General features: G+C 62.3%; 21 protein-coding genes. 2 read left to right on the top strand and 19 right to left on the bottom strand.

Annotation, left to right across the window (positions count from 1 at the left end; translation table 11 throughout):
- Positions 1-40 precede the first annotated feature (40 nt).
- Complete coding sequence (locus DID96_RS11745; protein ID WP_124599487.1) at positions 41-1750, bottom strand: LeoA/HP0731 family dynamin-like GTPase; 1710 nt, start codon at positions 1748-1750, stop codon at positions 41-43.
- Positions 1750-3564, bottom strand: coding sequence for a hypothetical protein (locus tag DID96_RS11750; protein WP_124599488.1), 1815 nt, complete (start codon positions 3562-3564; stop codon positions 1750-1752). The genes DID96_RS11745 and DID96_RS11750 overlap by 1 nt, the downstream gene beginning before the upstream one ends.
- A gap of 18 nt (positions 3565-3582) precedes the next feature.
- Between DID96_RS11750 and DID96_RS11755 the strand changes: the two genes are divergently transcribed.
- On the top strand, positions 3583-3921 hold the full coding sequence (locus tag DID96_RS11755; RefSeq protein WP_124599489.1) for a hypothetical protein: 339 nt from the start codon (positions 3583-3585) through the stop codon (positions 3919-3921).
- Positions 3922-4184: 263 nt separating this feature from the next.
- Here DID96_RS11755 and DID96_RS11760 read toward each other — a convergent pair whose 3' ends face one another.
- The 3 genes from DID96_RS11760 to DID96_RS11770 all read right to left on the bottom strand — a co-directional run bounded on the left by DID96_RS11760 (position 4185) and on the right by DID96_RS11770 (position 8054).
- On the bottom strand, positions 4185-5108 hold the full coding sequence (locus tag DID96_RS11760; RefSeq protein WP_124599589.1) for a 5'-nucleotidase: 924 nt from the start codon (positions 5106-5108) through the stop codon (positions 4185-4187).
- 68 nt (positions 5109-5176) lie between these two features.
- Complete coding sequence (locus DID96_RS11765) at positions 5177-6814, bottom strand: ATP-dependent helicase (RefSeq protein ID WP_124599490.1); 1638 nt, start codon at positions 6812-6814, stop codon at positions 5177-5179.
- 262 nt (positions 6815-7076) lie between these two features.
- Positions 7077-8054 carry a YCF48-related protein gene (locus tag DID96_RS11770; protein ID WP_124599491.1) on the bottom strand — a complete coding sequence of 326 codons (978 nt, stop codon included), beginning with the start codon at positions 8052-8054 and terminating at the stop codon, positions 7077-7079.
- Between the two features lie 38 nt (positions 8055-8092).
- Here DID96_RS11770 and DID96_RS11775 point away from each other — a divergent pair, with 38 nt between their 5' ends.
- Positions 8093-8275, top strand: coding sequence for a hypothetical protein (locus DID96_RS11775; RefSeq protein WP_124599492.1), 183 nt, complete (start codon positions 8093-8095; stop codon positions 8273-8275).
- Between the two features lie 126 nt (positions 8276-8401).
- Here the strand turns inward: DID96_RS11775 and DID96_RS11780 are convergent, their stop codons facing one another.
- The 14 genes from DID96_RS11780 to DID96_RS11845 form a co-directional block, all read right to left on the bottom strand.
- Positions 8402-10762, bottom strand: a complete 2361-nt coding sequence (locus DID96_RS11780; RefSeq protein ID WP_124599493.1) for an RND family transporter — start codon at positions 10760-10762, stop codon at positions 8402-8404.
- 34 nt (positions 10763-10796) lie between these two features.
- Entirely contained in the window at positions 10797-12641 is a 1845-nt protein-coding gene (locus DID96_RS11785) for a DUF1302 domain-containing protein (RefSeq protein ID WP_124599494.1), read from the bottom strand.
- A 78-nt stretch (positions 12642-12719) separates the two neighbouring features.
- Complete coding sequence (locus DID96_RS11790; protein ID WP_124599590.1) at positions 12720-14084, bottom strand: DUF1329 domain-containing protein; 1365 nt, start codon at positions 14082-14084, stop codon at positions 12720-12722.
- 111 nt (positions 14085-14195) lie between these two features.
- A complete protein-coding gene (locus tag DID96_RS11795) occupies positions 14196-14615 on the bottom strand; it encodes a RidA family protein (RefSeq protein ID WP_124599495.1) in 420 nt (139 codons plus the stop codon).
- A gap of 54 nt (positions 14616-14669) precedes the next feature.
- Complete coding sequence (locus DID96_RS11800) at positions 14670-15500, bottom strand: phytanoyl-CoA dioxygenase family protein (protein WP_124599496.1); 831 nt, start codon at positions 15498-15500, stop codon at positions 14670-14672.
- Between the two features lie 344 nt (positions 15501-15844).
- Positions 15845-16531, bottom strand: a complete 687-nt coding sequence (locus DID96_RS11805) for a hypothetical protein (RefSeq protein ID WP_124599497.1) — start codon at positions 16529-16531, stop codon at positions 15845-15847.
- Positions 16532-16558: 27 nt separating this feature from the next.
- Positions 16559-17311, bottom strand: a complete 753-nt coding sequence (locus DID96_RS11810) for a hypothetical protein (RefSeq protein WP_124599498.1) — start codon at positions 17309-17311, stop codon at positions 16559-16561.
- 14 nt (positions 17312-17325) lie between these two features.
- Positions 17326-18012, bottom strand: coding sequence for a c-type cytochrome (locus tag DID96_RS11815; RefSeq protein WP_185732227.1), 687 nt, complete (start codon positions 18010-18012; stop codon positions 17326-17328).
- The gene (locus DID96_RS11820; RefSeq protein WP_124599500.1) at positions 18012-19508 is read right to left on the bottom strand and encodes an FAD-dependent oxidoreductase; all 1497 of its coding nucleotides are present in this window, start codon (positions 19506-19508) and stop codon (positions 18012-18014) included. The genes DID96_RS11815 and DID96_RS11820 overlap by 1 nt, the downstream gene beginning before the upstream one ends.
- Positions 19509-19653: 145 nt before the next feature.
- Positions 19654-21477, bottom strand: a complete 1824-nt coding sequence (locus tag DID96_RS11825) for an acyl-CoA dehydrogenase (RefSeq protein WP_124599501.1) — start codon at positions 21475-21477, stop codon at positions 19654-19656.
- Between the two features lie 109 nt (positions 21478-21586).
- Positions 21587-22465, bottom strand: coding sequence for a phytanoyl-CoA dioxygenase family protein (locus DID96_RS11830; RefSeq protein WP_124599502.1), 879 nt, complete (start codon positions 22463-22465; stop codon positions 21587-21589).
- Between the two features lie 120 nt (positions 22466-22585).
- Positions 22586-23362, bottom strand: coding sequence for an SDR family NAD(P)-dependent oxidoreductase (locus tag DID96_RS11835; protein ID WP_124599503.1), 777 nt, complete (start codon positions 23360-23362; stop codon positions 22586-22588).
- 68 nt (positions 23363-23430) lie between these two features.
- On the bottom strand, positions 23431-24720 hold the full coding sequence (locus DID96_RS11840) for an acyl-CoA dehydrogenase family protein (protein WP_124599504.1): 1290 nt from the start codon (positions 24718-24720) through the stop codon (positions 23431-23433).
- 41 nt (positions 24721-24761) lie between these two features.
- Positions 24762-26201 carry an FAD-binding oxidoreductase gene (locus DID96_RS11845; protein WP_124599591.1) on the bottom strand — a complete coding sequence of 480 codons (1440 nt, stop codon included), beginning with the start codon at positions 26199-26201 and terminating at the stop codon, positions 24762-24764.
- Between the last annotated feature and the right edge of the window lie 48 nt (positions 26202-26249).

A 26249-nucleotide genomic window follows, 5' to 3' on the forward strand; every position in this document is an offset into this window, starting at 1 on the left:
CGTCGACACGCGAGAACGCGCCTCGTATTCTCGCAGCCAGTTACGCCGCGTCGATCATCCGGAACTCGGCGTCGATTGCTTCGCCGCGTTCGCGCCAGTGATGGAACTGCTCTCGCCTCGCCCGCCCGGCAGCCACATTCTGAGCGACAGCGGCGACATTGCTGCGCAATTCGACAAGTTCAGGAAAGAACTGATCTTCGAACTGCGGCCCGTCGATCAGATCAAGCAATTCCGCGCGCTGTTTCTCGAAATTTTCGACCATCTTCTCGATCACTTCACGAAATGCCTGCTCGCGCTTCGCCTGTTCCCACGAATCCCAGATCTCGAGTGCGAGGCCCAACACCGATAGCATCCCGTTGAGCCCTTTCGCGAGATTGACCGCACCCCACGGTTTGAATTTCAGCATCTTGCCCAGATCGAGCCCGATCACCTTTGCGACGCCGACGATCCCATCGCGCGCGGCCAGTACCGACGTGTTGTTGATCACGCCGCTCTTGACCACGTAGTCGATACCCTGTTTTCCGTATGCACGCACTGTCGCGTTGAAGTGGTTGACCTCCGCGTCGAATCCGACCGCCATCTTGCCGACCTCGAACTTCACCGAGCGCAACTGCTGTTCGAACGCGTTCTGCAGGTTCGCGTTCAGCACCGCGCCGTCGGCGCCAACGTGCCGCTCGAAAAATTCCGAAAACGTCGGGATCGACTCCCCTTTGGCCCGGAGAATCAGATCGGTGAAGAAATCGACGACGAAGCGCCGCAGGCCGATTCGCACGTCGACGATGCGTGCATCGGCCGTGACCAACTGCTTCTTCAGCAAATTGCTCATCGTTTCGAGCCGGTCGACTTCCTGAGCAATCTTGTCGTCGTTATGGACGGCGATCGGCAATTGCTTGCCGAGTACGTCCCGCACGATGCTGCGCTTGGTCTCGTCGACTACCGCCGAGACCCCGCCCGCCGCCGATACCTTCTCCGACGTGGCGCGTTGCAGCAGCCCGATACGCGACAGCGCCCTGAAGCGATCGAGATCTGACAGCCAGTGCTCGGTTCCCATCTCGAACGGGTCGGCGGCCACTGCGACGACCGCAAGTTCGGCGGCCTCGGCATCACTCAGTGCGATCAGGTCACGCAACCGGCTGACGACGTTCTCCTTCTTGATCGCTAGATTCCGCACATATTCATGCTCGTCCTCGACATCCGCGACTGCGTCGAAGCGGCTGAGCACGAAAACCGTGCGCGGCAGCAGATTCAGCGTCCGGAACAGCCACGTCAGATCGTCGCGGTGGCTCTCCTTGATTGGGTTGGTGGGATCCATCACGTACACGACCAGATGCGCTTCGCTTACGTACTTGCGCGTCAACTCCTTGTACTTCTCGATCGTGTTCGTCTGCGCATCGAATTGCTCCTTGAAGCCGAACAGGCCGGGTGTGTCGATCAATACGCAATCCGTGCCGGCCTCGTAGACCGTCACCGCGTTCGACGACTCCTGATGGCTGATCTTCATCGTCGATTTGTCGAGCCGCTCAAGCCACGCGGCCGCAATCGCCGTCTTGCCCTCGGAGAAGCCACCGATCAGCACGACACGCAACTTGTCGTCCTCGATGCTACGGATCGCACCGTCTAGTTTCGCCTTAACGTGCGGATCGGATTCGATTCCGAATGCCTCGCCCTGCGCGAGAAACGCCTGAAGCGCGTGAAGCACCTTCAACGTTCCTGCCTGCCGTTCCTTGAAAGATTCCAGCGTTTGTTCCATTACACCCTCTCTGTTTCGGACATTGTTTTGGACAAGTGCGCGAGATTCGCGCAGACCCGGATCAGCGCCGAGTTCACGTGCGCGGCCTGCTCAACCGACCGCTCCACTTCCGCCGCGATCTGGTCGATCCGTGTGCCGACGTTCGCAATCACGTCGTCGCTGCTGCGTTTCATCTCGTCGCGCATTCGATCGACGATCCGCTCGATGTTGTCGTTCACGGCTTTGCGCTGCTGCGATTTCTTGTAATCGCTGTCGACCAGCCCCCAGAGCGCCTTCGCGAGGCTCACCACGAGCGTGACGCCGCCGATTGCGAGCGTCACCCAGCCCGCCGGATTCCAGAACATCAGCAGGCCACCCGCGAGTGCTGCAACGAGCGACATGTAGTTCACGCCGCTGTCGAACTTCATGTTCAATTCGAACCCTTTGCCGAGCGCCGGCGCGTCGATCGAGCGGTACGCATCCTGAAGCTGCTCGACGCGCCGCTGGAATCGCTCGAGGACATCGGTCACGTCCTGCTGAAATCGCTCGAACTGCGCTTTCATCTGCGTCGGCAGTGCGGCTTCGAGCACGGCCTGTTCGCCACGTATCGCAGCGCCCAGCGCGTGCTTCAGATCGTCGTTGTCGATACCGGCGTCGATGCGGTTATAAAGCTTCTTGCGCACGCTCGTTTCGAACGTTCGGATCGCGCCATCCGCGAGTGTCTGCAACGCGGTGCCAAGTCCGCCTACCGCCAATTCAAGTTGCTGGATGACGTGTGTCCAATCGTTCTTCAGCTGTGTGGCGAGCGGCGCGACGGTGTCGCGTTGGATCAGCGTGATGGTTCCCGTCGCAGTCTGCACGGCGCTGCGTACCTTGTTCACGTTCGCAGTCCGGATACGCGTGTCGCAATCGGTCACCATGCTGCCGGTCAGCCATTCGACGAACTGCTGGAATCCCGATTTCGACAACAGTTCCCCGGCGCTCGCCTTCGCGAGAAACTTCGCGCGACTGCGTGCAACATCCGACAGCGGCACGAGACAATCGGCCGCCGCGAGAAACGCCGGCTGTGCGCTCAACGCGATACAACGCTGATATCGTTCGCCCAGATGCTCACGCATCGTCTCGTCGAGCACCGCGAGACTGTCACGCTCGCCTTGGCTCAGCAACTCTGCCTTGTCGAGCTGGATCGGATTGGTGATCCGCTTGTTGTAGATCGTCCAGACTTCGGTCTGGTCACCCAGATGCGCGCGAATCTTCTCGAGGGTACCTTGCCCGTGTTCGTCGCCGGTCTGCGGCGCTGCGGCCTTGCTGGTCACGTAAAAGACCGCGTGCGCGGCTTTCACCGCGCCAAGGATGCTGCCGATCACACGGGCTTCCTTGCCCTCGATGCCGGGTACGTCGAGCAGTTCGAAGCGCTGGTCGTGCGCGTTGAACGTATAGCCTTGCGTATCGAGTGTGTAGTCGGGACTACCGGTGCCGACGATGTGCCCGTCCGCGTGCGGTGCAAGGCTGTCGATCTGCGCATGCGCGCTCGCCTGACGAGCTTCTAGCGCCTGATGCGCGCTCAATGCGTGCTCGCATTGCGTGTTCAGTTGCTCACGTTCGGCCGTGTGCGCCGCCCCGAGTTCGAGTCGCTGCTGTTCGCCACGCGCGAGCAGCGCTTGTTCCGGCAGCTTGCGGAGCAGGAGCAGGAATCTTTGCCAGAGTGATGCTGCCTGCTTCGTGGTGGCAATCAGGTCGCGCAGGCGATTCAGTTCCCGCTCCAGCGCATCCCGGTCGGCGTCGAGCTGCACGGTACGTTCGCTGGCTTGCGCGCGTAAGGTATTCAGACGCATGCTGCTATCGTCGATCGATTGTCGGAGCGCCGACAACGCGGGTTCGCTGAGTCCGAATTCCGCCTCGAGGTCACGAAACCTCGTACGCGTGTCGGCTTTGGTGTTTTCGTTGAGCAGAATGCGCAGTGTCTCGATGATCGTCGATTTGCCGGCATTCGTTTCACCGTAGAACGCGATTGTGAACGTGTCCCAGCGCGCATGTCGCCGGAGCGCGTCGATGCGCTGAACGAGATCGGCGCGAACCGGGGCGACGAGCGTTTCGACCTGCGCCATCGTTTGCGCGATGCGCGGATCCGTCGTGTCGAAATCGAGCTGCTTCAACAAATCGTCGATTTCATCCAATACGGTTTGGTATAGGTCGTTCGATGTCGTGCTGGCGGTAGGTCGCATACGGATTCGTAGTTGGTTCGTGGTTTGGATGGACGAAATCGAACGGATGCGCGAACGAATGCCGTACTCGCGAGCACATCACGCAATATCATCCTTTTCGGCAACCCGACACAAAAGTTGAGGGTGGCGATTCGAAATTAACCAGTGCGCGAAATGCAAGAATGCTCGTCGCGATGCCATCACGCGCACCACGAAGCTACTTGTGTGGTTGACCGCCTTTTCGCTGGAAGCTACGCCTCGTTGTTGATTCCGTAAGGCACATGCCCCGTCGTCACGTGTCGCGAAGCAGGCTCGCAATTGCGCACGTGGTCGTCGAAGAAGATGTCGGGCCGGGATTCGGCGAGGAAAGGCGCCTTGGGCAGGCCGCCGAGAAACATCGCCTCGTCGATGGTCACGCCCCAAGCCATCAGCGTGCGAATCGCGCGTTCATGCGCGGGCGCGCTGCGGGCCGTCACCAGCGAGGTCCGAACGGCAACCGGCGAGCCGCGCCGCGCACGCAGCCGGCACAGCGCGTCGAGAAACGGCTTGAGCGGCCCCGGCGGCAGCGGGGTGCGCGCATGGCAAACCTCGTGGGCGATGAACTGCTCGAGCCGCATCAGGCGAAACACGCGCTCCGCCTCGTCGCTGAACAGAACCGAATCGCCGTCGAACGCGATACGCAATACGTTGTCGTCCGATGCCGACGTGACGGCTGACGCCGGATAGACCCGCGCGGCCGGAAATCCGGCCGCCGTTGCGGCCCGAACGTCGGATGCGTGCGCGGACAGGAAGAGGCTCGCGCCCATCGGGCCCAGGTAGCGATGCGGCGCCGCGCCGCTCGTGAAGATCGCGCGTCCGATCGAGAGCCCGTGATGCCGGGCCGACGTGAACACGCGCAGGCCCGTCACCGGATCGTTGCGCGACAGAATCGCAACTTCGACGTCTTCCCGCCCGCCGTCGTTGAACGCGAGCAGCTTGCGCACGAGCGCAAAGGCGGCGCCTGGATTTGCCGGCACGTCGAGCCGCGCCGCCTGAAGCGCGCGATAGGCAGTCGGGTCGTCCTCGCGGAACACCCGGTTTTCCTCCTCGAAATCGAAGAGCGCGCGTGCGGAGACGGCAATGGTCACCTTGTCGATTGCGTTCACGGAACCTCCGGTCAGTTGTTCGTCGCGCATCGTACGGTGCACGCGGGACATTTCGTGTCCCGTTCCGCGCTCGCAACGCGCCGATCGCCCGGACAGGATCACACGTCGCGACTTCCGTCGGCCATCAGGCGCTGCTCCAGCGTCCGTGCCGCCGTCTCGGAGATCACGACTTCCACGTGCATGCGCGCCCGCGTCAAGCCGACGAACAGCAAACGCGGCCACAGCGTGTCGGTCTGATCGAAGTCGACCTCGGTGAGCACGATCGCCGGCGCGGACTGGCCCTTGAAGCGCCGCACGGTCTCGATCGTCAGTTCGCCATCGGAGCAGACCGGATGCCCGTTCTCGTCGTATGCGCCCGTGAATTTCGCGAGCGTCCAGTCCGCGAGGCTGTCGTTGGCGAGCAGGTCCGAATGCTCGCGACCGCGCCAGCAGAGCACGACGATATCCTGCAGCGGGTAGCCGTGCTGCAGGCATCGGCGCACGGCGTCGGCCGTCGCACGCGCAACGTTCTTGCTGCCGGGGCCGTACACCGTGAATTCCGGCGGCACGCCGGTCAGCGGTGCGCACGGCGCGATCGGTTCGTCAGTCAGCTGGAACAGATTGATGGCCTCGGCGACCTTGCGAGGGCTTCGGTAATTCTCCCGTGCGGTAATCTCGACCGCATCGTCGAATTCGATCTGTGCACGATCCGGATAAACGCACTGTTCCGGGTCGTCGAGCAGGTAAATGCGCCCGTCGTCATGCACGCGCGAAATCAGCGCCTGTACCCACTCCGCCTGCATGTCCTGCAGTTCGTCGATCACGAGCACGTCGAGATCCGGCGTCGCGCGCTCGCGCTCGTCGAGGTAGCGTTTCGCGAGTGCGTCGAAGTCGGGCTGGATGCGCGGACGATCCGCCGACTCCCAGCACAACAGGTGAAAGCTCGCGACCTCGGTGCCCGATGGCGCAAACTCGCGCATCTGATCGGCGAGCGGACGATTGAAGCACACGTAAGCCGCCTTCTTGCGGGCGACATGCGCGTGTCGCAGCAACGCGAGCGCCAGTTGCGTCTTGCCCGACCCGGCCGTCGCCCGCACGTGCACGACGCCGCTCGCGACGCGAATGCGCGGCACCCATCTCGCCAGTCCGCCGGAGATCGCATCGACACGCAGCCGGAGCGCACGCGCCTGCGCGGAAATGTCGGGCTGGACGGGCATGCGGTCGAGCAGGAACGCGCACACCCGTTCCTTTGCCGGATCGTGCCGGCCCGCCCCGAGCCTGCGCTGGACGAAGCCCGCCAGATCCGTGCAGTCCTCCGCATCCGCAATACGCTCGCGCGGATAGCCGATCGTACCTTCGTCCGCGATGCGGTAATGCGGCAGCACGAGACAATGCAGCAGCCGCACGTCGAGGTTTTCGGCTTTCAGGCGCTTCAGGATCGAGTTGAACTGCCAGCCGGCCTGCCGCCCGATATCCTTCCTTTGTCCGCCGTACTGCTTGAACATGCCGCCGGCGTTCGTCTCGATTTCCCCTGCTTTCACCTCGAGCACGGCGATGTCGCCGGAGGAATTGACGACGACGATGTCGAGTTCGCCGTGGCTGTCGCGATGCGACTCGGCGCGCGCCCAGTCGACGCCATGAAACAGTTCGTAGCTCTCGGGAAGCTTGTCGGCCAGTTGCCTGAGCACGTCGACCTCGGCATGCTCGCCCGCGGACGCGACGTGAATTTCAGAAAGGGGAGGATAGACGTTGGCCATGTTGTTTCCGGTTGTCGATTCGTGTTCGGGCCTGGCGATTGCGCAAGCATTCGCGCGCTGTCGGTGCGTCCGATGCGTGGCGCATGCTTTCGCAAATCGGCGACCGATGCGATCGCTTCCGTTCACGGCATTCGCTGCCGGGCAGATGTGCCGACGCTCACCTGTCGAGGAACCAGACTCGCCCATGTCCAGATATCGGCAACGACGGTTGAATCTTTAGATGGCTCCCCGCACGCTGACACGCCCGGAACCGGGTAATGAGTTATCGCTTCGCGCCGGGCGCGTCGAGCACCCCATCCTGCGAAAACAGCACCGCATTGCCGGCGCCGTCGATCAGTGCGGCGGTGAGCGTCGCCCGATCGTCGCGCTGATGAACCTCGAACGACGCGCTGCCCTCGCGTTGCCGAAACACAAGGCCGTCGAGCCCGACGCCCATCAGTCCCTTTCCAGTCGCAACGAGATCGGTGATCGAGCTCTTCGTGCCCACGTTCAGCGCCGTCCACGTCGCACCGCCGTCGCTGCTCTGGTACAGGCTGCCGAGCAGCCCGGCCACGACGATCCGCCCGTCGGGCAGTGCCACGCCCGTCCACAGCGTGCCCTTGCCGCCCGTCGCGCTGTACGTCCAGTTCGCACCGCCGTCGGTCGACTTCAGCACCGTCCCCTGCTCCGACACGATGTACAGCGCGCGCTTCCCATCCGGGAAGATGTGGTACAGGTTGCGGTCCGCCTTCCCGCCACCCGGTGGCTTCGGCAGCGTCTGCTTGTTCCACGTCTTGCCGCCGTCGTGCGTCACCAGCATCAGCGACCACAGGCCGACCGCAATCCCGTCCTGCGGGCTCGTGAAAATGACGGAGAACAGCGGCTGGTCAACCGACGTGTCCATGCGCTGCTTCTGCCAGGTTTCCCCACCGTCGCGGGTCGCGAGAATCGTGCCCCATTGACCGACCGCCCAGCCGTGCTGCTCATCGGCAAACGTGACGGCCGACAGCGTTGCCGAGTTCCGCACGGCATGGGCTTGCCGGAACGACTTGCCGTCGTCGTCCGACAGCAGAACAAGGCCGTGCTCACCCACGGCGACGATGCGTTTTCCGGCGCGCGTCGCGTCCATCAGCATCATGTGGGCCGGCGCGGCCCACGCATGTGCGGGCACCGCGGCCCAGTCCGCAACGGTTCCTGGCGGTTGTGCGAACGCGGTCGCGGCAGCGCAGAGCGCGGTACACGCAAAAAGAGTCTTGATCATGGATGCATCTCTGTCGTGATGTGCACGAACGTCAGTGGTTGAACAAAACGGCCCAACCCGCCTTCGACTCGCCGAGCGCGACGGTCGACGACACGGTCGACGCCTCCGCGGCCGAAGCCTGTCGTCGAGTTTTGCCGTCGTTCAACGACGGCGCGACGTTCGATTCGTCGACGGCAACGGTGCGTGCACCCGCGGGTTTTGCATGGGTCGGGATCGTGTGAATCGGCCCGGCCCCGTTCGCGATCGGCCCATGGAGCCGGGCAAATGCCGCTGCAGCACCGCAAAGTACGGTACAAACAACGAATGTCTTGATCATGGCTGAGTCTCCGTCGGGAGGTTCGCAAGCTTCAGTGACTGAACAGGCCCGGTGCCCGCGCCGGCGTGCGACGCGGGAACCAGCGCTCGAGAGCGGACGCGAGCGCGGGCAGCGCCGTCATCGCCATCAGCAAATTGACCAGGAACATAAAGGCCAGCAGCTTGCCCATGTCGGCCTGGAACTTCAGCGCCGAAAAGCTCCACGTCGCCACGCCGATCGCCAGCGTGATTGCCGTGAAGATCGTCGCCACGCCGACTTCGAGCATCGCGTGCTGCACCGCCTTCACGATCGTCTGCCCGCCCGCGAGGTGTACCTGCAGCCGGTTGTAGATGTAGAACGCGTAGTCGACGCCGATACCGACGGCCAGCACCATCACCGGCAGCGTCGCTACGGTCAGACCGATCTGCAGTTCCTTCATGAACCAGTAGCCGATGAAGGTCGCGACCGAAAGCGGCACGCAGCACGCGATCATCGCGCGCCAGTCGCGGTACGCAAGGAACACGAGAATCAGGATCGCCGCGTACACATACAGCATCATCGGCAATTCGCTGCCGGCCACCTCTTCGTTGGTCGCCGCGAGCACGCCGGCATTACCTGCCGCGAGACGGACGTTGATGCCCGGGAACACGTGCGATGCGCGGTACTGCTTCACGTCGTCGAGAATCCGGTTGATCGTCGTCGCCTTGTGGTCGGTCAGGAACAGGTGCACGGCGGTCATGCTGCAATCGGCTTTCATGAAGCCCTTGATGCGACCCACATCGACCGACACCGCGCCGTAGTTTTCGGACGCGATCGGCACCACGTTCATCTTCGGATAATCCTCGTTGTAGCCCCGGTTGTACGCGCGCAGCATCCCGGAATACGACTGCACCGACACCACGCCCGGCTCGGTGCGCATCGCGGCCGAGAACTCGTCTTCATACAGCCCGGCCGCCGGGTTGTCGCACGCGGTGCCGCTCGACTCGATCGCGACCGTCAGCCAGTCGAGGCCCATGTCGTAGTTGCTGGCGATCGACGTCGCGTCGCGGTTGAAACGCGCGTCCGCGCGCAGTTCCGGCGCACCGGGCTGCAGCGTGCCGATCACGCGATCGCGGCTTTGCCAGGCGGCCAGCGCGAACACCACCACCGTCAATGCAAGCGTGAGGCCCGCATAATTCGGTTCGGCCACCTTCGCCAGCACCCGCAGCGGCTTGGCACGCTGCTGCGCGCGCTTCAGCGAGTTGTCCGCGTAGGTCTTCGTGAAGTTGAAGCACGATGCGGCAACCGGCAGCAGGATCAGGTTCGTCACGATCTTGTACGCCACGCCAAGCGACGCGGTGATGGCCAACTCGCGCACCATTGGAATCGGAATCAGCAGCAGCGTGATGAACGACACGAACGCGGTGATGAGCGCCAGCACGCCCGGGATCAGCAGGCCGCTAAAGCTGCGCCGCGCCGCTTCATACGAGCTATGCCCGTGCGAGATCTCGCGCACGATGAAGTTCACCTGCTGCACGCCGTGCGACACGCCGATCGCGAACACCAGGAACGGCACCAGCACCGCGAGCGGATCGAGGCCGAAGCCCAGCAGCTTCAGCGTGCCGAACTGCCACACGAGCGACGTGAGTGAGCAGAGAATCAGCAGCACCGTGAAGCGAACCGAATGGCAATACCAGTAGACAGCGAGCGCGGTGAGCAGCAACGCGACCCCGCAGAAGCCGAGCACGGCGGTCGCACCGTCGGCGATGTCGCCGATCTGCTTCGCGAAGCCGATGATCTGCACTTCGTAGCCGGCGTCCTCGAACGGCTTGCGGATCTGCGCTTCGAGCTGATGGTTGAACGCCACGTAGTCGAGCACCTTGCCCGCGCGATCGCGCTCGTTCAGCTCGGCCGTGATCATCGCGCTGTCCTCGCTATGCGACACGAGTGTGCCGACGTAGCCGCCGAGCGTCGTGGCTCGACGGATCTTCTCGACGATCTCCGGCGTCAACTGGTCGGGCGTGATGTTGCCCGAGATGATCGGCTCCGCACGGAACCCTTCGTCGGTGATTTCGTTGACGAACGCATTCGGCGTCCACAGCGAGCGCACGCCGATCCGGTCGACATTCGGCAGGTACGTGACCGCCTGCGTCACCTTGTATAAGCGCGTCAATCCGTCGGGCGTCCAGATCGCCCCCTTGCGGGCCCGCACGACAACCGTGATCCGGTTCGCGCCGAGCAGATCGTTCCGGTATTTCTGGAACGTCCGGATGTATTCATGGCCGATCGGCATCTGCTTCTCGAAGCCCGCGTCCATGCGCAACTGCACCGCGAACACCGCCATCACGACGGTGAACAGGCCGATCACCGCGAGCACGATCGCACGATGGCCGAAGAAGAGTTTTTCCAGGTCACTGACTAGACGATTGAGCACAGCATTACCTCTTCAAATGTCACGGGTTAGCGCGTCAGAAGTTCCGGGTGACGAACACCCCGACGAAATTTCGATCCGAGTAGGGGTTCCCCACCGTCTGGTGCCCGCCGAAGAACGCCGTGAAGTTGATACCCGCCTGCCAGTTGGGCGGATTCTGGTTGAACAGCACGTAGACGTTCACCGACTTCGCGCCTTGCATGTAGTTGCCCGTGAACGTCGGCGTGTAGCCATAGAGCCCGTCGGAGAACGTGATGCCCGGCGTCACCTGCCAGCCGTGAATCAGCGTGCCGTCGTAGGTCCAGTTGAAATCGATCGTCGCGCCCACCGAACTCGCCGTGCCCTGCGCGGCCACGATCGGATAGCCGAGCCCCGAGCTGTTGTTCAGCCACGGCAGATAGCCGGCGGCGGGCACCTGCGTGACCGTCTGCCCGTTGATCGTGCGCGTGACGCCGTTGGCATTCAGGCCCGGGTAATGAATCCACGTCAGCTCCCACGTCAACGTGGCCGAATCCGCGCCGAGCAGTTTCAGGAACGGATACTCGCTGCGCGTGAGCGCCAGCAGGCCGTTAACGTCGAGCTGGAATTTCTTCTTGTCGGCCCATTGCTGGCAGTCGACGCCCGGCACGCCGTTGGTGTTCAGGTCGAGCGGGCCGCCCGCGCCAAAGCAGCTCGACAATGCGACGGCGTCGCGCGGCCGATACGACAGTTCGGTGCCGATCGCCCACGGGCCAAGGCCGAAGTTCGCGCTGACGCCGAACAGTTGGCGATTGCCGAGATACGACCACTGTGCGGCGCCATTCGCCAGCGACGCGAGCACCGGCGACTTGTCGATGTAGTTCTCGTAATAGAACGCGAAGTTCGCATCGAACGAGCGTGGCGAGTAATTGAACTTCACGCCGAACTGCGGCCGGTACTTAGCCGGCAGGTTCGTCGTGATCGGAATGCCGATGTCGTTGAACGGCGGCCCGGCGTAGGTGCCGTTCACGAGCCCGTTCCTGATCGCGTTCAGCGTATCCTGGTTGCCTGCTGCGCCTGGCCCGCCGATCGCGTTCGCGATCGTGCCCGCGCTCGGCCCGGCCACGTTCAGGTTGGTCGAGTTGAGCGTGAACGGTTCCGTGCCACGGCCGAGGCTGTTCGTGACCGACCAGTACGAACCGACCGGCGGGATGCGGTTGCCGTTCCACTGGAACTGGTAGTAGCCCTCGGTGCTGAAGCCGTGGGACAGGTCCGCGGCGACGCTCAGCATCGGCGCCGGCAGCAGCGCCTGTTTGAGCTGCGAGCCCGGAATCAGCAGCTTCTGGGTGTCGAGCGAATTGGTCGAGTTGATGCCGCTCTGCGCAAACATGCTCTCGCCCCAGTTGATCACCTGGTTGCCGAGCCGCACGTGCGCGTTGCGCCCGCCGATCGTGAAATCCTTCTCCGCCCACAGGTCGAGCAATTGCGCGTTGTAGACCACCTGCGCCGCCGCGGTGCTCGACAGCGGCGTTCTCTCGGTGTTCTTCGCCATGAAGTCGTACATCCCCGTGCCGCGCACCATGAACTTCAGCCCTTCGCTCGGCATTTTCAGCAACAGTTCGCTGGTCGCGCTGATGTAGGTGCTGAACGGCTGCCCCTTGCGGTAGTTCAGGTCGCCGTTGTCGGCGTTCCCCCATTGATTGGTGTTGGCCGCCGCGCCGCAACCGTTCGCATTCGGGTCGCCCGTGAGCGAGCAGCTCGGGCTCTTGGTGCGGATCCCCATGCCTGCCGTCAGGTTGGTCACCCACGAGCCCTGCAGATCGTTGAACCCTGTCGTGAAGTCATACCCGTACGCGGCCGATGCCGTCGCACCCAGAACAGCAATCGAAACCGTAGTACGTCTAACGACCTTCTTCGCTTTCATCGCCCCACTCCTCCAAACCGGATGCCGGCGACGCATCCGCACACGCCGGCTCTGTATTTTTTATCTGTTCGACGACCGTCAGCGCTCGCTCACCGACCGCAGGGATTCGGCCGTGTAGAAGTCCGTCTTGTAGCGCGGGTCGTTGATATGCTGGTACCAGTGGATATCCTTGCCCTGGCCAATCGACGATGCGTCGAACACGTAGCGGCCGTTGTTGAGGTCGTACTGCGCCATCGGCTCGTTATCACAGGCGCCGCCCAGCTCCCACACCGGAATCGGATAGCTTTCGCGCACCTTCCAGAGCTTGCCCTGCGCGTCATAGTCCTCGCCGACCAGCGCAAGCCAGCTGTCCTCGTCCAGATAGAAGGTTTTCTTCGACGCAACGTGACGCGCCGAGGACTTGAGCGTCGCTTCCACGACCCACACGCGGTGCACCTCGTAGCGGCGATGATCGGACGCGATGCCATTGGGCGTAGCGACATCGTGCAGCTTGTCCTTGAAGGTGTACATGCCGAACGCGTTATACGGGACGATCATTTCCTTCTTGCCGACGAGCTTCCAGTTGAAGCGGTCGATGGAGCCGTTGAACATGTTGGATTCATCGATCAGATACTGGTTTTCGTAGCCGATCAGCGGCGCGTCATGCGTATAAGCCGGCATGCGTCGCACGCGCCGCTGTCCGGGGAAGTAGTAGTAGGTCTCCGAGTCCTTGTCGAAGTACTGGCGTTGCACGAACGCCTGTCCGGCCAGCGCCGCGGGTGAGTTGACCGAGAAATAGGCGCCCAGGTTGAACTGGTCGACGTCCTGCGGCGTGGTCTTGCCTTCCTTGCCCGCCGGGAAATAGAAGACCTGCGGGCCGATGCTGTCGATCCAGTCGTTACCGCCCGGGCGCGGGGAAATGGCCGTGACACCCGGCGCCCACTCCACGCCTTCGCCGCGGTACCGTGTCTCATAGTTGAGGATCGCCTCGGCGCCGTTCTTCGGCTGCGGAAACGCCACGCCCGGGAGCATCGCTGCCTGCACTTTCTCGCCATCCGAAGCGAGTTTCGCTGCCGTGAGATTCGCCTTCGAATTCTGCTCGGCGAATTCCGGCGGCTGGCATTCGCGGTGGGACGGATAGACGTCCATGCGGTAGCCCTTCAGCTGCTTGACGAGCTGGATCTGCCCCGGCGTCAGTTTGTCGGCGTATTTATCGACGTTCGACGCATCGATCGTGTACAGGGCTTTTTCGCTCTTGTGCTTCCAGAAGTCGCCGCGAACCTTGCCCCACTCCCAGCCCGCAGGCGAGGCTTGCCTGCCGGCAAACGCCGGCACCAGTCCGTCCTTGCTGGCCGCGCGCTCTGCGCCTGTCGGCGTGAGGTCCTCCGCCATGGCCGTTGTTCCGATCACAAGACATACTGCGGCCGCGATGACGGACACGGCTCCGATACTGCGCTGCTTCATCTTCGTTCTCCTTCCGATTCCATACGCTTCGTGGCCTGCGTGGCAGGCCGTGCGGAGCGTGATGTCGTCGATGGTGGTTTCACCGTCGGTCATCGCCACTCCGCGCCAGACTCAGTCCTTGCCGGCCCCGGCACCGGCCACCGCCACCGCCCGAATCTCGATGCACAACTCCGGGAGAGCCAACTGCGTCACGCCCACTGCCGACCACGACGGATAGCGGCTCGGGAAGTACTGGTCCTTGACGGTCGCGAACGCTTCCATTTCCCCGTGAAGGTCGGTGTGGAAGGTCGTCAGCTCGACTACGTCGGCCAGGCTCGCGCCCGCCGCCTCGAGAACCATCTTCAGGGATTCGAAGGCAATCTGTGCCTGCGCTTGCATGCCCTCGCCGACGTTCCCCTGGGCATCGGCTCCGACCTGGCCGGACACCCAGATCGTGTCGCCCACGCGGGTCGCGGGCGAAAAGTGATAGGCGTCGTGGAACGCCTGGAAAGCGGGCGGAACGATCGATTGCCGTGTGTGAGTTGCTGTCATGATGTAAGCCTTCTGACTCGGATGGTGTGATGAAAACAGGCCGCGCGGAACGGGTCAGCGCAACTGCGTGCAGTAGGCGGCCCGGAACGGCTCACCCGGCGTCAGCGATGGGTCGTTGAGCTCGCTGATGTCATAGGGGTAGTTGCATCCCCCGGTCGGCAAGGGCCGGTAGAACAGCTTGTCGCCGTAGAACCGGTAGACCAGTGTGTGGCGGTCCGGACAGTCGGGGGTCACGGGAGCACCACCGTGCAGGGAGCCGGATTGGAACAACAGCGCATCGCCGGGCTCCAGATCCCAGGAAAGGACATCCCACGACGCAGGGTTCTTCGCGCGGTCGGCCTGGATGTCGGGCAGTTGGGGCCAGTCGGTGTTCGCCCACAACGGCTTGGTGTGGTCGTGCGGGTCGTTGTAGGAGGTGCCGTTGTACTGGACGCCGAGGTGGGAGCCTCGGACGACTTCGAGCGAATTCTTGCGGGGCATCCTCTCAAAACAGGTCCAGATGTTGAGCAACTGTGGCCCGCTAAACGGATAGTACGAGGTGTCCTGGTGCCACGGCGATCGGCCGGCCCTGCCCCCCTTCTTGATGAAGATTTCCTCGCCGAGAAACCACACGTGCTCGGAGTCCCAAAGCGACGCCACAAATTCATCGAGTGCCAACGCCTTGATCGTCGCGACGTGCACGTCGCGGTTGTCAAAGTTGCCGTAGTCGTTGAAATGCTCATCCGGCGTGCCTTCGAAGGCGTAGCCGTGCTGCGGGCTCGGGTGGGCGACCCCGTAATCGAAAGCCTCACGCATCCGCTTGAGCCGCTCGGGGGAAAACAAGCCCCGTGCGACGGTGGCACCGTCACGCGCCAGGTCCAGCCTCATCTGCTCAGTCGCCTGCATGTGAATCTCCTCAGTTGTGAATAGCTATTGATGCGTATCTATGGCCTATCTATTACGTATTGATGGCCTAATCGTAGAGGCGAATCGGCCTACAATCAAGACAAAGGAAGATAGGGGAAACACCAACGGAGCCCGGCGCAATCGATGTCGAATCGAGTCGAATTCGCGTGCCGCAGGGGCGTGTGGCGGCAGCCGGAGCGCTTCGGGCTTCGGTCGCATCAAGACGATGGGATGGGCTTCTCCCATTCAAAGCAAACGTGCCGTTCAGTGCTCAACTGAACGGCTTCACCGTCTCGAAGGGTGCGTCGCAGCAAAGTCGGACATACCGCCAAGCGAAGCGGCCGTTAACGATGGTGCTCCAGGTCAGGAAGGGTATAACCGCGATTGAGGTTCGGTTCCTTTTCCTGCGCGCGCTCCAACGCACAATAGGCGTAATACAACGAAACGGATTGGTAAGACCAGGTAAGCAACGCGAATATATAGAAAATCACGTGATCGTCGTCACCAGGTATATGGTAGAAGTCATAAATGCTCGCAATAGTCTGCGCGGATACCAGTGCCAGGATCACGCCAACAGCGTTAAGCTTTTCTCCGACGCTCAGCAATCTCTTGGCAAAGTAAGCGAGGTAAATCGAGAACAAAGACCACATCACCAGATAGAAGTAGGGCTTGGGTTCAATCATAAAGTCCGCTGCCCACACAATAACGGCTGCCGCCAATGCACCCACCACATACACGACATCAGCGAAAATCGATGGCTTGTATCGATGCGTAACAGCCATCATGCCCGCGATGGCGATAACCGGTACGCCGACAGCTCTGGAAAACGCATCGCAAAAAAGCGAGATGCTATAAAAGACCTGCGCGCCGGTTAAGGCATTGATCATTAAATTCGTCGCCGAGAACGTCACAACCAGCCACTCGATCCCGAGGAGGTAGTTACGTTTCTTGAGGAGTTTCACACCATAGACGAGGGAGGTCGCTATCAATGCAAGATCAGCAAGACAATAAAGATAAAATTTTAATTCCATGATGAATTCCAATGATTAACTGGCATGTCAGGCGACCGACGCCATCCCGGTGCCCACGAGAGCCGGGGCGCGTTCGCGCAGTAAGCTGCTGCCGAAGAGAAACAGCCACAGAGGATGAATCGCGAGGGTGAGCTGCAGCGCCAATTCGCCGAGATCCCGCCAGCCGATGAGATTGAGAATGAACTCGATGCCGAACACGCAAAGATCGAACGTGAGCAGACGGCCGAAGCCCCATTTCTCGGCGCGCAGGAAGCGTGCTGCGACGATTCCCCACAGCAGCAGGACCGGTGCTTCAGCGTTCCAGATACCTTGTGCGGCATTCTGCAGGGTGGGCCAGATGGCTTCGGCTGCCATCCTGGCCATCGGGTCGTTGCCCGCATGCAGGCCGGCCAGCGGTGCGAGCGTGAGGTTCAGCATGCCTGCGCCAACGATCCCCAGGATGGCGTACGCGGCGACCCCGGTCAGGGCAATGTCGGCCAGTACGCCCACGCGCTGCCGCATCCGCCCCCAGAGATAGCCGCCAACGGCCAGGAACGGCAGATACCAGCCGAGGATGTCGGCCCACATCGACAATCGATAAAGGTTCTGCGACGCCGGAGCGAATGAAAGCATCGCGGCGGGACGTTCGAAAACCTCGGCGTCGAAATTGGCCGCGGCTGCATACAGCACCGCCATGCCCCAGCCGAGCACCGCGCCGATCACGGCCAGCCAGCCGACGAAGCGGCGCGGGTCGCTAACCATCACGTGTTGCGTCATGTGTTGTGTCATGTGTTGTGTCATGGTCTTGCTCCTTCTTATCGGCTGGCGATGAATTGCGCCAGGTCTTCGATATCCCGTTGCGACAACCGACTGGCCATCGCCACCATCACACCGGCGGCATCGCGGCGCGTGCCGCTCTTGAAGTTCGTAAGCTGATCGACCAGGTAGTCGTAGCCTTGCCCGGCCAATCGCGGATACGCGTCCTTCCCCTCCAGCTGCTGTCCGTGGCAGGCGGCGCAATTGTTGGCCTTGGCCAGCGCTTCGCCACGTGCCACGCGCGCCGCATCGGCATGGAAGGACGTGTTCGGCAACGGCGTCATCTGCGAGAAATGCGTCACCAAAGACTCGAACTCGCGCTCCGACAGGCTGAGTGCAAACGGCGTCATGGTCGGATCGCTGCGCTCGCCACTGGCGAATGCCGTGAGCTGCTTCCTGAGATAAGCCTCTTTCTGACCCGCCAGGCGCGGATAGGCCTGGGTGCGCGCGTTGCCTTCGAAGCCGTGGCAGTAAATGCAGGCATCGCTGGCGCGCGGCCATGGACCGTTCACGCGTGCGTTGTCGCTCGAGATCTGGTCGATTTCGTTGCTCACTCGCAGCAAGCCATAGACTTCCGGTCCGTAGACGATGCCGGCGACCACGGCGACAGCTAACAGCAGCCAGCCCGACAGGATGAACATCCGCTTGCCGCGGCTGCGTGGTTTCGCTGTGGTATTGGTATTCATCATGCCCTCCCCCCAGCCACGGCCTGCAGCGCCTGCAATGCCGCCTTATGGCCGGAACGCACTGCACCATCCATGTAGCCCGCCCAGATTTCCGCCGTTTCCGTGCCCGACCAGATCAGCCGGCCGACAGACGGATGCAAGGCTTCACCGTACGTGGTGAGAAAACCGGGCGGCATCGGCGAGACGCAGGTCAGCGTCCATTTATCTGCCTTGAGCCAGTCGCGCTGGTGGAACGCGATCGGATGCAGTGCTTCGTCGCCGAACGCGTCGGCATAGATGCGCGAAAGCTCGGCCTCGGCCGCCTTCGGGTCGGCCGGCAGCATGCTGATGTGCACGAACGCGTTGATCACGCCGAACGAGAGATCCTCCGGCGAGTTGTCGTAGGCCCATAACACCGGCCCCTTCGGTTGAAAGATCCAGCCGTTCAAGCCCTTGTCGCGCCAGAACGCTTTCTTGTAGACATGCGTCGTCTTGCGTCCAGGCGCAAACGCAGGCCAGCGGCGCTGCATTTCGCGGCGTTTTTCCGGCAGCGGCGGGTCGAACGCGATCTGGTTGCACAGCGTCGGCGAGAGCGCGACGATCACGTTGCGCGCACGGATCACGCCATTCGGGGTGTGGATGGCAACCGGTCCGTTCTGCCAGTTCTCGATGCGCAGCACGGGGGTCGACAGGCGGACCTTGTCGCCCAGCGCCTGCGCCATCTTGATCGACAGGATCTGCGAGCCACCCGAGAGACGGGTCTCCTGCGCACCGCCCTTGACCGCTTCGAGCCGGTCGTAATTGCATTCGGCCGAATTGACCATCGACAACCAGTGCAGGAGCGACAGCCTTGCCGGCGTGGTGCCGCCGGTAATCTCCAGGCCGGTCGACCAACCGATCTGGTCTGCCGGTGCAATGTTCTTTTTCGCCAGCCAGTCGCCGACCGACAGCGCGTCGAATTCGGCGGCGCGCGGCGCCTTCCATGGCGCGCCGGACGGCACGCTCCTGGCCATCTCCTCGAGTTCATGCGCAATCTTCGGATCCGTGCCGAATCCACCCTCGGTATCGACTACGGCACGAGCGCCACCGGCCAGCATCGTGGACTTGCCCTGCCAGTACGTGGGAAACGTGCCGACACCCAGCTCGCGGGCCAGATCGGCGACCGCGGTCTGCCCCGGCCCGATCCACTGGCCGCCCGCTTCCGAGAAATAGCCGTTGCCGAGGTCGTGATTGAGGGTGCGTCCGCCGACACGGTCGCGCGCCTCGAGTACGACGAACGACTCGCATCCGGCACGTTTCAGGTCACGTGCCGCGGTCAGGCCTGCCAGCCCGGCGCCGATGATGGCAACCTCGAGCACGTCGCGCTCATCGCTTGCGGCACTCGCCGCGCTCGCCAACGTCGGCAGTACCGCTGCCGTCGCCGCTGCCGTCACCGACGCGGCCATACCGAGAAAGCCGCGACGCGTGAGCGCGGCCGTCTCCGGCGCCTCATCGCGTTTCTTTACAACATCGTCCATCTTGTCTCCTGCTTACCTTGAAAAATCTGGAGTACTATCGGCTTGCGATGTATTGCGCCAGGTCATCGATAGCCCGTTGCGACAACGGACCGGCCATCGCCACCATCGCCCCGGTGGCATCGCGGCGCGTGCCGCAGCGCATTACTCAGAACCACTGCTCCGGCATGGTCAAAGGGGTTGTTTCCACCGGATTGAGCACGGCGAGCCATGCGGCTACTTTGGGCATTTCCCATCCGAAGAAGTAGTCGCACGCCGCGAGCTTGCCGCGATGGAAGTCGCTTCCGGTCGGGCCGCTCTCGAGCGTGTTGGCCACAATCGCCTGATCGAGCCAGATCCAGCCGACGACGACATGGCCAAATGCTTCAAGGTAGGCGGCCGCATTCGCCAGCTGGAGCTCCGGGTCGTCAAGCCGGTGGAGCTTGCCGGTGACGATGCGGATGCGCTCCCACGCGCATTCGAGCGTGCTGGCATGGCGTTGGAGCGCATCGGTCGACCGCGCTCTGGAGACCGTGGCGGAGATTTTCCTGTCCAGAACCGTCATGGCGGCATTGCCGTTTGCACGGGTCTTGCGGCCGAGCAGGTCGAGCGCCTGAATGCCGAATGTGCCTTCGTGTATCGGGTTGAGCCGGTTGTCGCGATAGAACTGCTCGACGTTGTATTCGCGCGTGTACCCATAACCGCCGTGCACCTGAATGGCGAGATCGTTGGCGACGAGGCCCCATTGTGACGACCAGCTCTTAACGACGGGGGTGAGCAGGTCAAGCAGGCACTGCGCCTCTTCGCGGCCGTGGGCGTCTTCCAGCGAATGAATGTCGTCGCTGAGACGAGCCGCGTACAGACATAACGCGAGCGCGCCGGATACATACGCCTTCTGTGCCAGCAGCATGCGCCGGACATCGGCATGGCGAATGATGGAGACTTGAGCGGATGTGGGCGATCGGTCGCCGCGTGTCCGCCCCTGCAGGCGCGTTTTCGCATAATCCAGTGCGTGCAGATAGCCCGTATAGCCAATCGCGGCGGCGCCCAGGCCGACCGAGATGCGCGCCTCGTTCATCATGTGGAACATGTAAGCCAGCCCTTTGCCGGGCTCGCCAACGATCTCTCCGATTGCGCCAGCCTCGCCTTCCGGACGGTAGCGACCCTCACCGAAATTCAGCAGGCAATTCACGGTGCCGCGATAACCCATCTTGTGATTGATGCCGGCAAGGACGACATCATTTCGCTGCCCCGGCTGCCCGTCGGCGTCGATCAACTTGCGCGGAACGGTGAAGAGCGATATGCCTTGAACCCCTGGAGGAAGCTGGCCGTTCTCATCGGGAATTTTTGCCAGCACCAGATGGACGATGTTCTCGGAAATCTCATGATCTCCACCGGAGATCCACATCTTGTTGCCGAACAGGCGGTAGCGACCATCGCCGCTTGGGACCGCACGCGTCCGAATATCGGCAAGACTCGACCCGGCCTGCGGCTCCGACAAGCACATCGTGCCAAAACATCGGCCATCCGCCATGGCCTTGACGTAGTGCGCCACGCGCGCCCGGTCGCCGTGGGCAATCAGCAGATTCGCGTTGGCGATGGTGAGGAGCGGATAGCCTGCCGTTCCAGTATTCGCCGCAAACAAATAGGCCATGCCGGCGCGTTCCACCGTGCTCGGCAAGCTCATGCCGTTCCACTCGGCAGGGAACGCGGCACTGACCAGGCCGGCGTCTGCAAATGCCCGCAATGCGACACCCACCTCCGGGTTGATGGTGACGCGTTCGCCATCAAATGCGGGCTCGTTGCTGTCGTTCTTCTTGTTATGTGGTTTGAAGAGATCCGTGGCGAGCGATTCGTACACATCCAGCACGGATGTATAGTCGAATCGATCCTGCCCGGCAAACCGTTGCCGACGAGCAAGAGACTCGACTTGCAGCCAGTCGAAAAGGATGAACTCCACATCGCGGCGGGGGAGAATGAGTTCGCTAGTCATGGAATCGAATGAATGGGTTTTGTGGCCTTCGCGAGCAGTCGATGCCTGACTCGACGCCGATCGCCGGCTCCTTCCCGCGCAGCCCGCGGGAGGGACTGATGCACTGGCGCTAGTCGAAGCAGCCGACCTCGACGAAGTCGTCCTGCTTGAGCAACGAGTGCGGATCAGACATCAGCCCGTTGCGTTCGACGAACCCCGCATAGGTCGTGCTGCATGACCATCCAAGCAGCCGCTGCATTTCCTCAGGAAAGCGCTTGACTCGCTCGATAGGCAAAGTCAGGTAGTGGTTCTCTTCCTGTCGCAGGATCGCAAGGTCATACGACATGGTCAGTCCCGTACGCGGGGCATTGCTGCGGTTCTGACCACCTCCGTGGTACGTCGACCCAATGAATATCAGTGCGTCGCCGGCGTCCATCGAGGTCGGGATCGCCTCTTCTTGCTTTGGCATGCGTTCGTCATCCCACTTGTGGCTCCCCGGGATGACCAAGGTCCCGCCGTTCTCTTCGGAAAAATCGGTGATGGCGATCATGATCTGCACACGAGCCTCCCGGTTGTATCCGGGGTGTCGCCAAAGCCAGACCGAATCGTCACGGTGCAAGGGTTGCACGCCTTGACCAGGCCGAATCTGAATGGCTTGCGTAACGCCCACCTGAATATCGGGCGCTACGTCGACCTGGTTTTCACCGCTCCAGACCTTGATCGGCGTCTGCAGGATGAGGCGCGCCGTTTCGAGATACAGAGGGTTCAGCGCGACGTCGACCATATGGTCGGTTCGCGCAAACAGACGTGACAGCCTCCGCGTTTGTGTACCTGCGAAGTATTCGTCCACCCCGTTCGGGGTAGTCTCAAGCAACGGAAGAAGATCCTTCTTCAGATTCTCGAGCAGGCTTTGGCTGAGGAACCCTTTTACGATCGCACCACCGTCGTCCTTGATGACCGACGCAAGTTCTGCGGGCGTAGCTGAATTGGAAAATCGCTTGACGGACATGGTGTTACCTCACGATGAGGTGAATGATTGAACAACTGAGAGCGCGTTCAGCTTCATGACTTCCGCGCTCATTCGAAATTGCCGTATGCATCGTCGGCTGCATGTCAGACGACAGTGCCTTTACATCCAGCTCAGTACCTGGCCGCCATCGACGACAATCACCGAGCCGGTCATGTAGCTGCCCGCGTCGGACGACAGCAGCAGGGTCGCCCCGTCGAGCTGCTCGACCTCGCCGATCTTGCGCATCGGGATACGCTTGATCAGGTTCTCCTCCAGCCCCTTCTCTTCGAAAGACGCATGCATTTCCGTCCTGAAGTTTCCGGGGCACAGTGCGTTGACCCGAACCCCCTTTCCTGCGAGTTCGAGCGCCATGGATTGCGTCAAACTGATCAGCGCGGCTTTGGAGGCGCCATAACTCGTCATGTATCCACCCGCACGCAAGCCGGACGTCGAAACGACATTGATGATGGAGCCACTGCGTCGCGCGGCCATTCTGTTGGCCGCCTGCTGAGCGAGGAGAAATGCGCCACGAAAGTTGATATCGAAAACCCGATCGATGTCTTCCGCTCGCTGAGAAAGAAAGCGCTCGGTGTAGATGACACCTGCGTTGTTGAACAGGATGTCGATTGGCCCGCCAACCTGGCTCTCGGCTTGAGCCCACGCTTGCGCAATCGAGCCGGGGTCACTCACGTCGAGGGGCACGCTGGACGCAGCGTGCCCCTCTGCGCGCAGGCGTTCCACATGGGCCTCCAGCAGACTGGCACGTCGGGCGGCAAGAACAACGCTTGCGCCCGCCTTCGCCATCAACTCCGCAACATGCAAGCCAATGCCACTGGAAGCACCGCTGATGAAGGCCGCCTTGCCATGCAAACTGAACAAGGATTGAATGTTGTTCATCGATGTCTCTTCATGAATCGTTTTGGTCACTTCCTGGCGGTTGCGGCTGCCGTGCCCACTCGCGACACTTACTCCTTCGTCCACCCGTTTTGATAGAGCTGGCTTGCCAGACCGCCCAGGCGCGCCGTGAGGATAGTGTTTTCACCGTCTTCGATCAGCGCGGACCGGACATCACGGAAGACCTTCTCGATCGGATACTCGCGCGTGGTGCCATTGCCGCCGAACAGCTGGAACGCTTCATGCGCGATCTTCATCGCCTCTTCCGTCACGCTGACCTTGGCCTGCGCGCTCGCGTAAGGATGGGTCTGCGGCGACATCCGTGCGAACGCGAGGCTGCGGCGCGCAACAGCACGCGCCATTTCCAGTCGGCGCAGCATGTCGCCCAAGCGCAGTTGCGTCATCTGATGCTCGATGAGGAAGCCCCCGCCCTGCTTGCGCTCGTGGCAATAGGCCAGCGCCAGTTCGAATGCAGCGCGAGCAGCACCGGTGAACACCTGGCACATATGCGTTCCGGCGTACGACCACGTCGTAGCCAGGGTGCCGAGGAATTCATCCTTCAGCGCAATGGCGAAGCGCTTCGGCACCTTGACGTTGTCAAAGAAGATTTCACCCTGCGGCAGCGCGCGCTGGCCGATCTTGTCCAACGGCTTGCCGCGCGAGATGCCCGGCAAATCGAGCGGAATGATCAGCCCGATGCCATTCGTCTGGGTGCTGTTTTCTCCGGTGCGGTAGAAGCCGTCACCGTAATCGGCCGCCATGTAGGCAAGCGCGACCTGCGCCACCGAGCCGTTCGACACCCACGACGAATACTGCCCGTTGATGGTGATTTCGTCGGCACCCACCTTCGCGGTGATGTTCCCCACCGGCTGCTTTCCGTGCGCGCTGATTTCCTCGCGGTAGAGCGTCACGGCATCGGAACCGCGGTCGGGCTGCGTGCTCGACCAGCAGCCGATCTTGCCCGTGCACATGTCGATAAGTTCCTGGTTGCCGACTGCCTGGGCCATCGTCAGCGGCAGACCCGCCACGCCAATCGAAATGGCGAGGCCCGAATCGCCCCACCCGAGCTCCTCACCAATGATCGACTCGATCCGGATGGCGACTTCGGGCGGAAACTGCGCGATCAGTTGCGGGTCGAGCCCGAGCTTGGTGGCCTCGATCAGGGCCGTCCAGTACGGAGACCCGGGCGCAATCACGTCCTCCGGCGTCATGCGATCGAGCTCCCGGCCAATCGGGCGCAATACGTCTCGCGCAAAGCGATGGACGGTGCCCTGGATCGCGCGTTCCTCTTCGCTCAACGGCGTCTCGAAACCGGTCGGCCAGACCGACGGCAACTCCACGTTTTTTTTCAGGCGAATCATGTCGTGCTCCTCCTTTCCTTTTGCAGTTAAAGCGCTCGCCTTCAGGCTGCAGCGTCGCGCACCTTACGGTTCAACCGATCGTCCAATGTGTTCGCTGCGGCCAGTACCCCATTGATGAGACACCACCGGAACGGCTCAGGCGGTAGCGAGGGCGTGTCGTGACGCAACGCTGTCAGCAGCGGCGGCTCGGTACCGTGAATCTGCTGGGCAATCATGTGACCCACCATGGATTGACTTGCCAAGCCATGACCCGAACACCCGGCGGTGTAGTAAATGTTCTGGTTCGCCCCGGTTGTGCCGACCACGGGAAGCGCGTTGCCGGCGGAGCTGATATAGCCGCTCCAGCAGTGCCGCAATGCGACGTCCTTCAAGGTCGGCAAGCGCTCATGGAGGCCCGTCCTCAACTCACGATACTGATCGTAGGCGGGCACATTCGGCGTCTCTGACCCGTATGGATAGTGGATACGCTTGACGGTCGAGATGATCGTGTTGCGTGCCGTCAGGCGGAAGCTCTCCATGCTCCAGTGGCCGGTCACGATGCCTTCGCGCCTTGGCCAGCCCAGCGATGCCAGTTGCTCTTTGGACAGCGGCTCGGTCTCGATCGCCGAGATCCGCAATGGCACCACCTTGTTTGCAAGCACACCGAGCTGCGGGGTGTAGGCATTGGTGGCAAACATCAGCACCGGGGCGCTGACGCTGCCGCGCGGGGTTTTCACCTGGATGACCGGGCCTTCGCTGTAAGACAGCAGCGGCGTGTTCTCGTAAAGCTTCACGCCAGCCCGCAGCGCTGCACGCCGCAACCCCATCACGTATTTGCCGGGGTGGAGCGTGCCGCCAATCGGTGTGTATTCGCCAAACAGAAACGCTGACGGGATCCCGCGCGCACGCATCTGCGCCTGATCCAGAAACTCCGACTGGTGGCCGTGCTCGGCGCCAACCCGCATATCCGCGCGGATCCTTTTTTCCTGCGCCGGATGGACGCCCGCACGGATCCAGCCGGACTGGACGTATTCGCAGTCGATATCGTGTTCCTTGAGCTTGCCTTCGACGAAGCCGACGGCGTCGTCGTAGTAGCGGACGATCTGCGTCGCGCGCTCCTTGCTGACGCCCTTGAACATGAGGTCGTATTCGAGCGCCATGGCGCCGGCCAGATAGCCCGCGTTGCGTCCGCTTGCCCCAAAGCCCGGAAACTCACGCTCAATGACAACCACGTTCGCGCCCTGCCTGGCGAGCTCCAGTGCCGCGGAAAGGCCCGCGAACCCCGCGCCGGCAATCACCACGTCAGCGCTGACATCGCCCTCGAGCGCGGGCTGCATGTCATCAGGCTTTTCCACCCAGCCACCCAGCGCACGATATTTCTCCAGGTCGGCTCGCTCTTTGCCGTCCTCCGCCCGTTTCGTGCGCGCACTTTGCCTCGCCGCTACGGCTGGCGCGGCAACGGGTGCGGCTGCCGCGCCTTTCACTAAATTGCGCCGGGCCATTTCTGCCCCGTCGGCCCGCCCTTCCTGCTTTGTGTCGAGATCCGTGCT

This window comes from Burkholderia sp. Bp8963, assembly GCF_003854275.1.
Taxonomy (GTDB): domain Bacteria; phylum Pseudomonadota; class Gammaproteobacteria; order Burkholderiales; family Burkholderiaceae; genus Burkholderia.

Excerpts from the sequence above, each read along its gene's own strand:
- DID96_RS11745 (WP_124599487.1), bottom strand. The coding sequence starts at position 1,750 with ATGGAACAAACGCTGGAATCTTTCAAGGAACGGCAGGCAGGAACGTTG.
- DID96_RS11750 (WP_124599488.1), bottom strand. The coding sequence starts at position 3,564 with ATGCGTCTGAATACCTTACGCGCGCAAGCCAGCGAACGTACCGTGCAG.
- DID96_RS11760 (WP_124599589.1), bottom strand. The coding sequence starts at position 5,108 with ATGCGCGACGAACAACTGACCGGAGGTTCCGTGAACGCAATCGACAAG.
- DID96_RS11765 (WP_124599490.1), bottom strand. The coding sequence starts at position 6,814 with ATGGCCAACGTCTATCCTCCCCTTTCTGAAATTCACGTCGCGTCCGCG.
- DID96_RS11770 (WP_124599491.1), bottom strand. The coding sequence starts at position 8,054 with ATGATCAAGACTCTTTTTGCGTGTACCGCGCTCTGCGCTGCCGCGACC.
- DID96_RS11785 (WP_124599494.1), bottom strand. The coding sequence starts at position 12,641 with ATGAAAGCGAAGAAGGTCGTTAGACGTACTACGGTTTCGATTGCTGTT.
- DID96_RS11790 (WP_124599590.1), bottom strand. The coding sequence starts at position 14,084 with ATGAAGCAGCGCAGTATCGGAGCCGTGTCCGTCATCGCGGCCGCAGTA.
- DID96_RS11795 (WP_124599495.1), bottom strand. The coding sequence starts at position 14,615 with ATGACAGCAACTCACACACGGCAATCGATCGTTCCGCCCGCTTTCCAG.
- DID96_RS11800 (WP_124599496.1), bottom strand. The coding sequence starts at position 15,500 with ATGCAGGCGACTGAGCAGATGAGGCTGGACCTGGCGCGTGACGGTGCC.
- DID96_RS11805 (WP_124599497.1), bottom strand. The coding sequence starts at position 16,531 with ATGGAATTAAAATTTTATCTTTATTGTCTTGCTGATCTTGCATTGATA.
- DID96_RS11810 (WP_124599498.1), bottom strand. The coding sequence starts at position 17,311 with ATGACACAACACATGACACAACACATGACGCAACACGTGATGGTTAGC.
- DID96_RS11815 (WP_185732227.1), bottom strand. The coding sequence starts at position 18,012 with ATGAATACCAATACCACAGCGAAACCACGCAGCCGCGGCAAGCGGATG.
- DID96_RS11820 (WP_124599500.1), bottom strand. The coding sequence starts at position 19,508 with ATGGACGATGTTGTAAAGAAACGCGATGAGGCGCCGGAGACGGCCGCG.
- DID96_RS11825 (WP_124599501.1), bottom strand. The coding sequence starts at position 21,477 with ATGACTAGCGAACTCATTCTCCCCCGCCGCGATGTGGAGTTCATCCTT.
- DID96_RS11830 (WP_124599502.1), bottom strand. The coding sequence starts at position 22,465 with ATGTCCGTCAAGCGATTTTCCAATTCAGCTACGCCCGCAGAACTTGCG.
- DID96_RS11835 (WP_124599503.1), bottom strand. The coding sequence starts at position 23,362 with ATGAACAACATTCAATCCTTGTTCAGTTTGCATGGCAAGGCGGCCTTC.
- DID96_RS11840 (WP_124599504.1), bottom strand. The coding sequence starts at position 24,720 with ATGATTCGCCTGAAAAAAAACGTGGAGTTGCCGTCGGTCTGGCCGACC.
- DID96_RS11845 (WP_124599591.1), bottom strand. The coding sequence starts at position 26,201 with ATGGCCCGGCGCAATTTAGTGAAAGGCGCGGCAGCCGCACCCGTTGCC.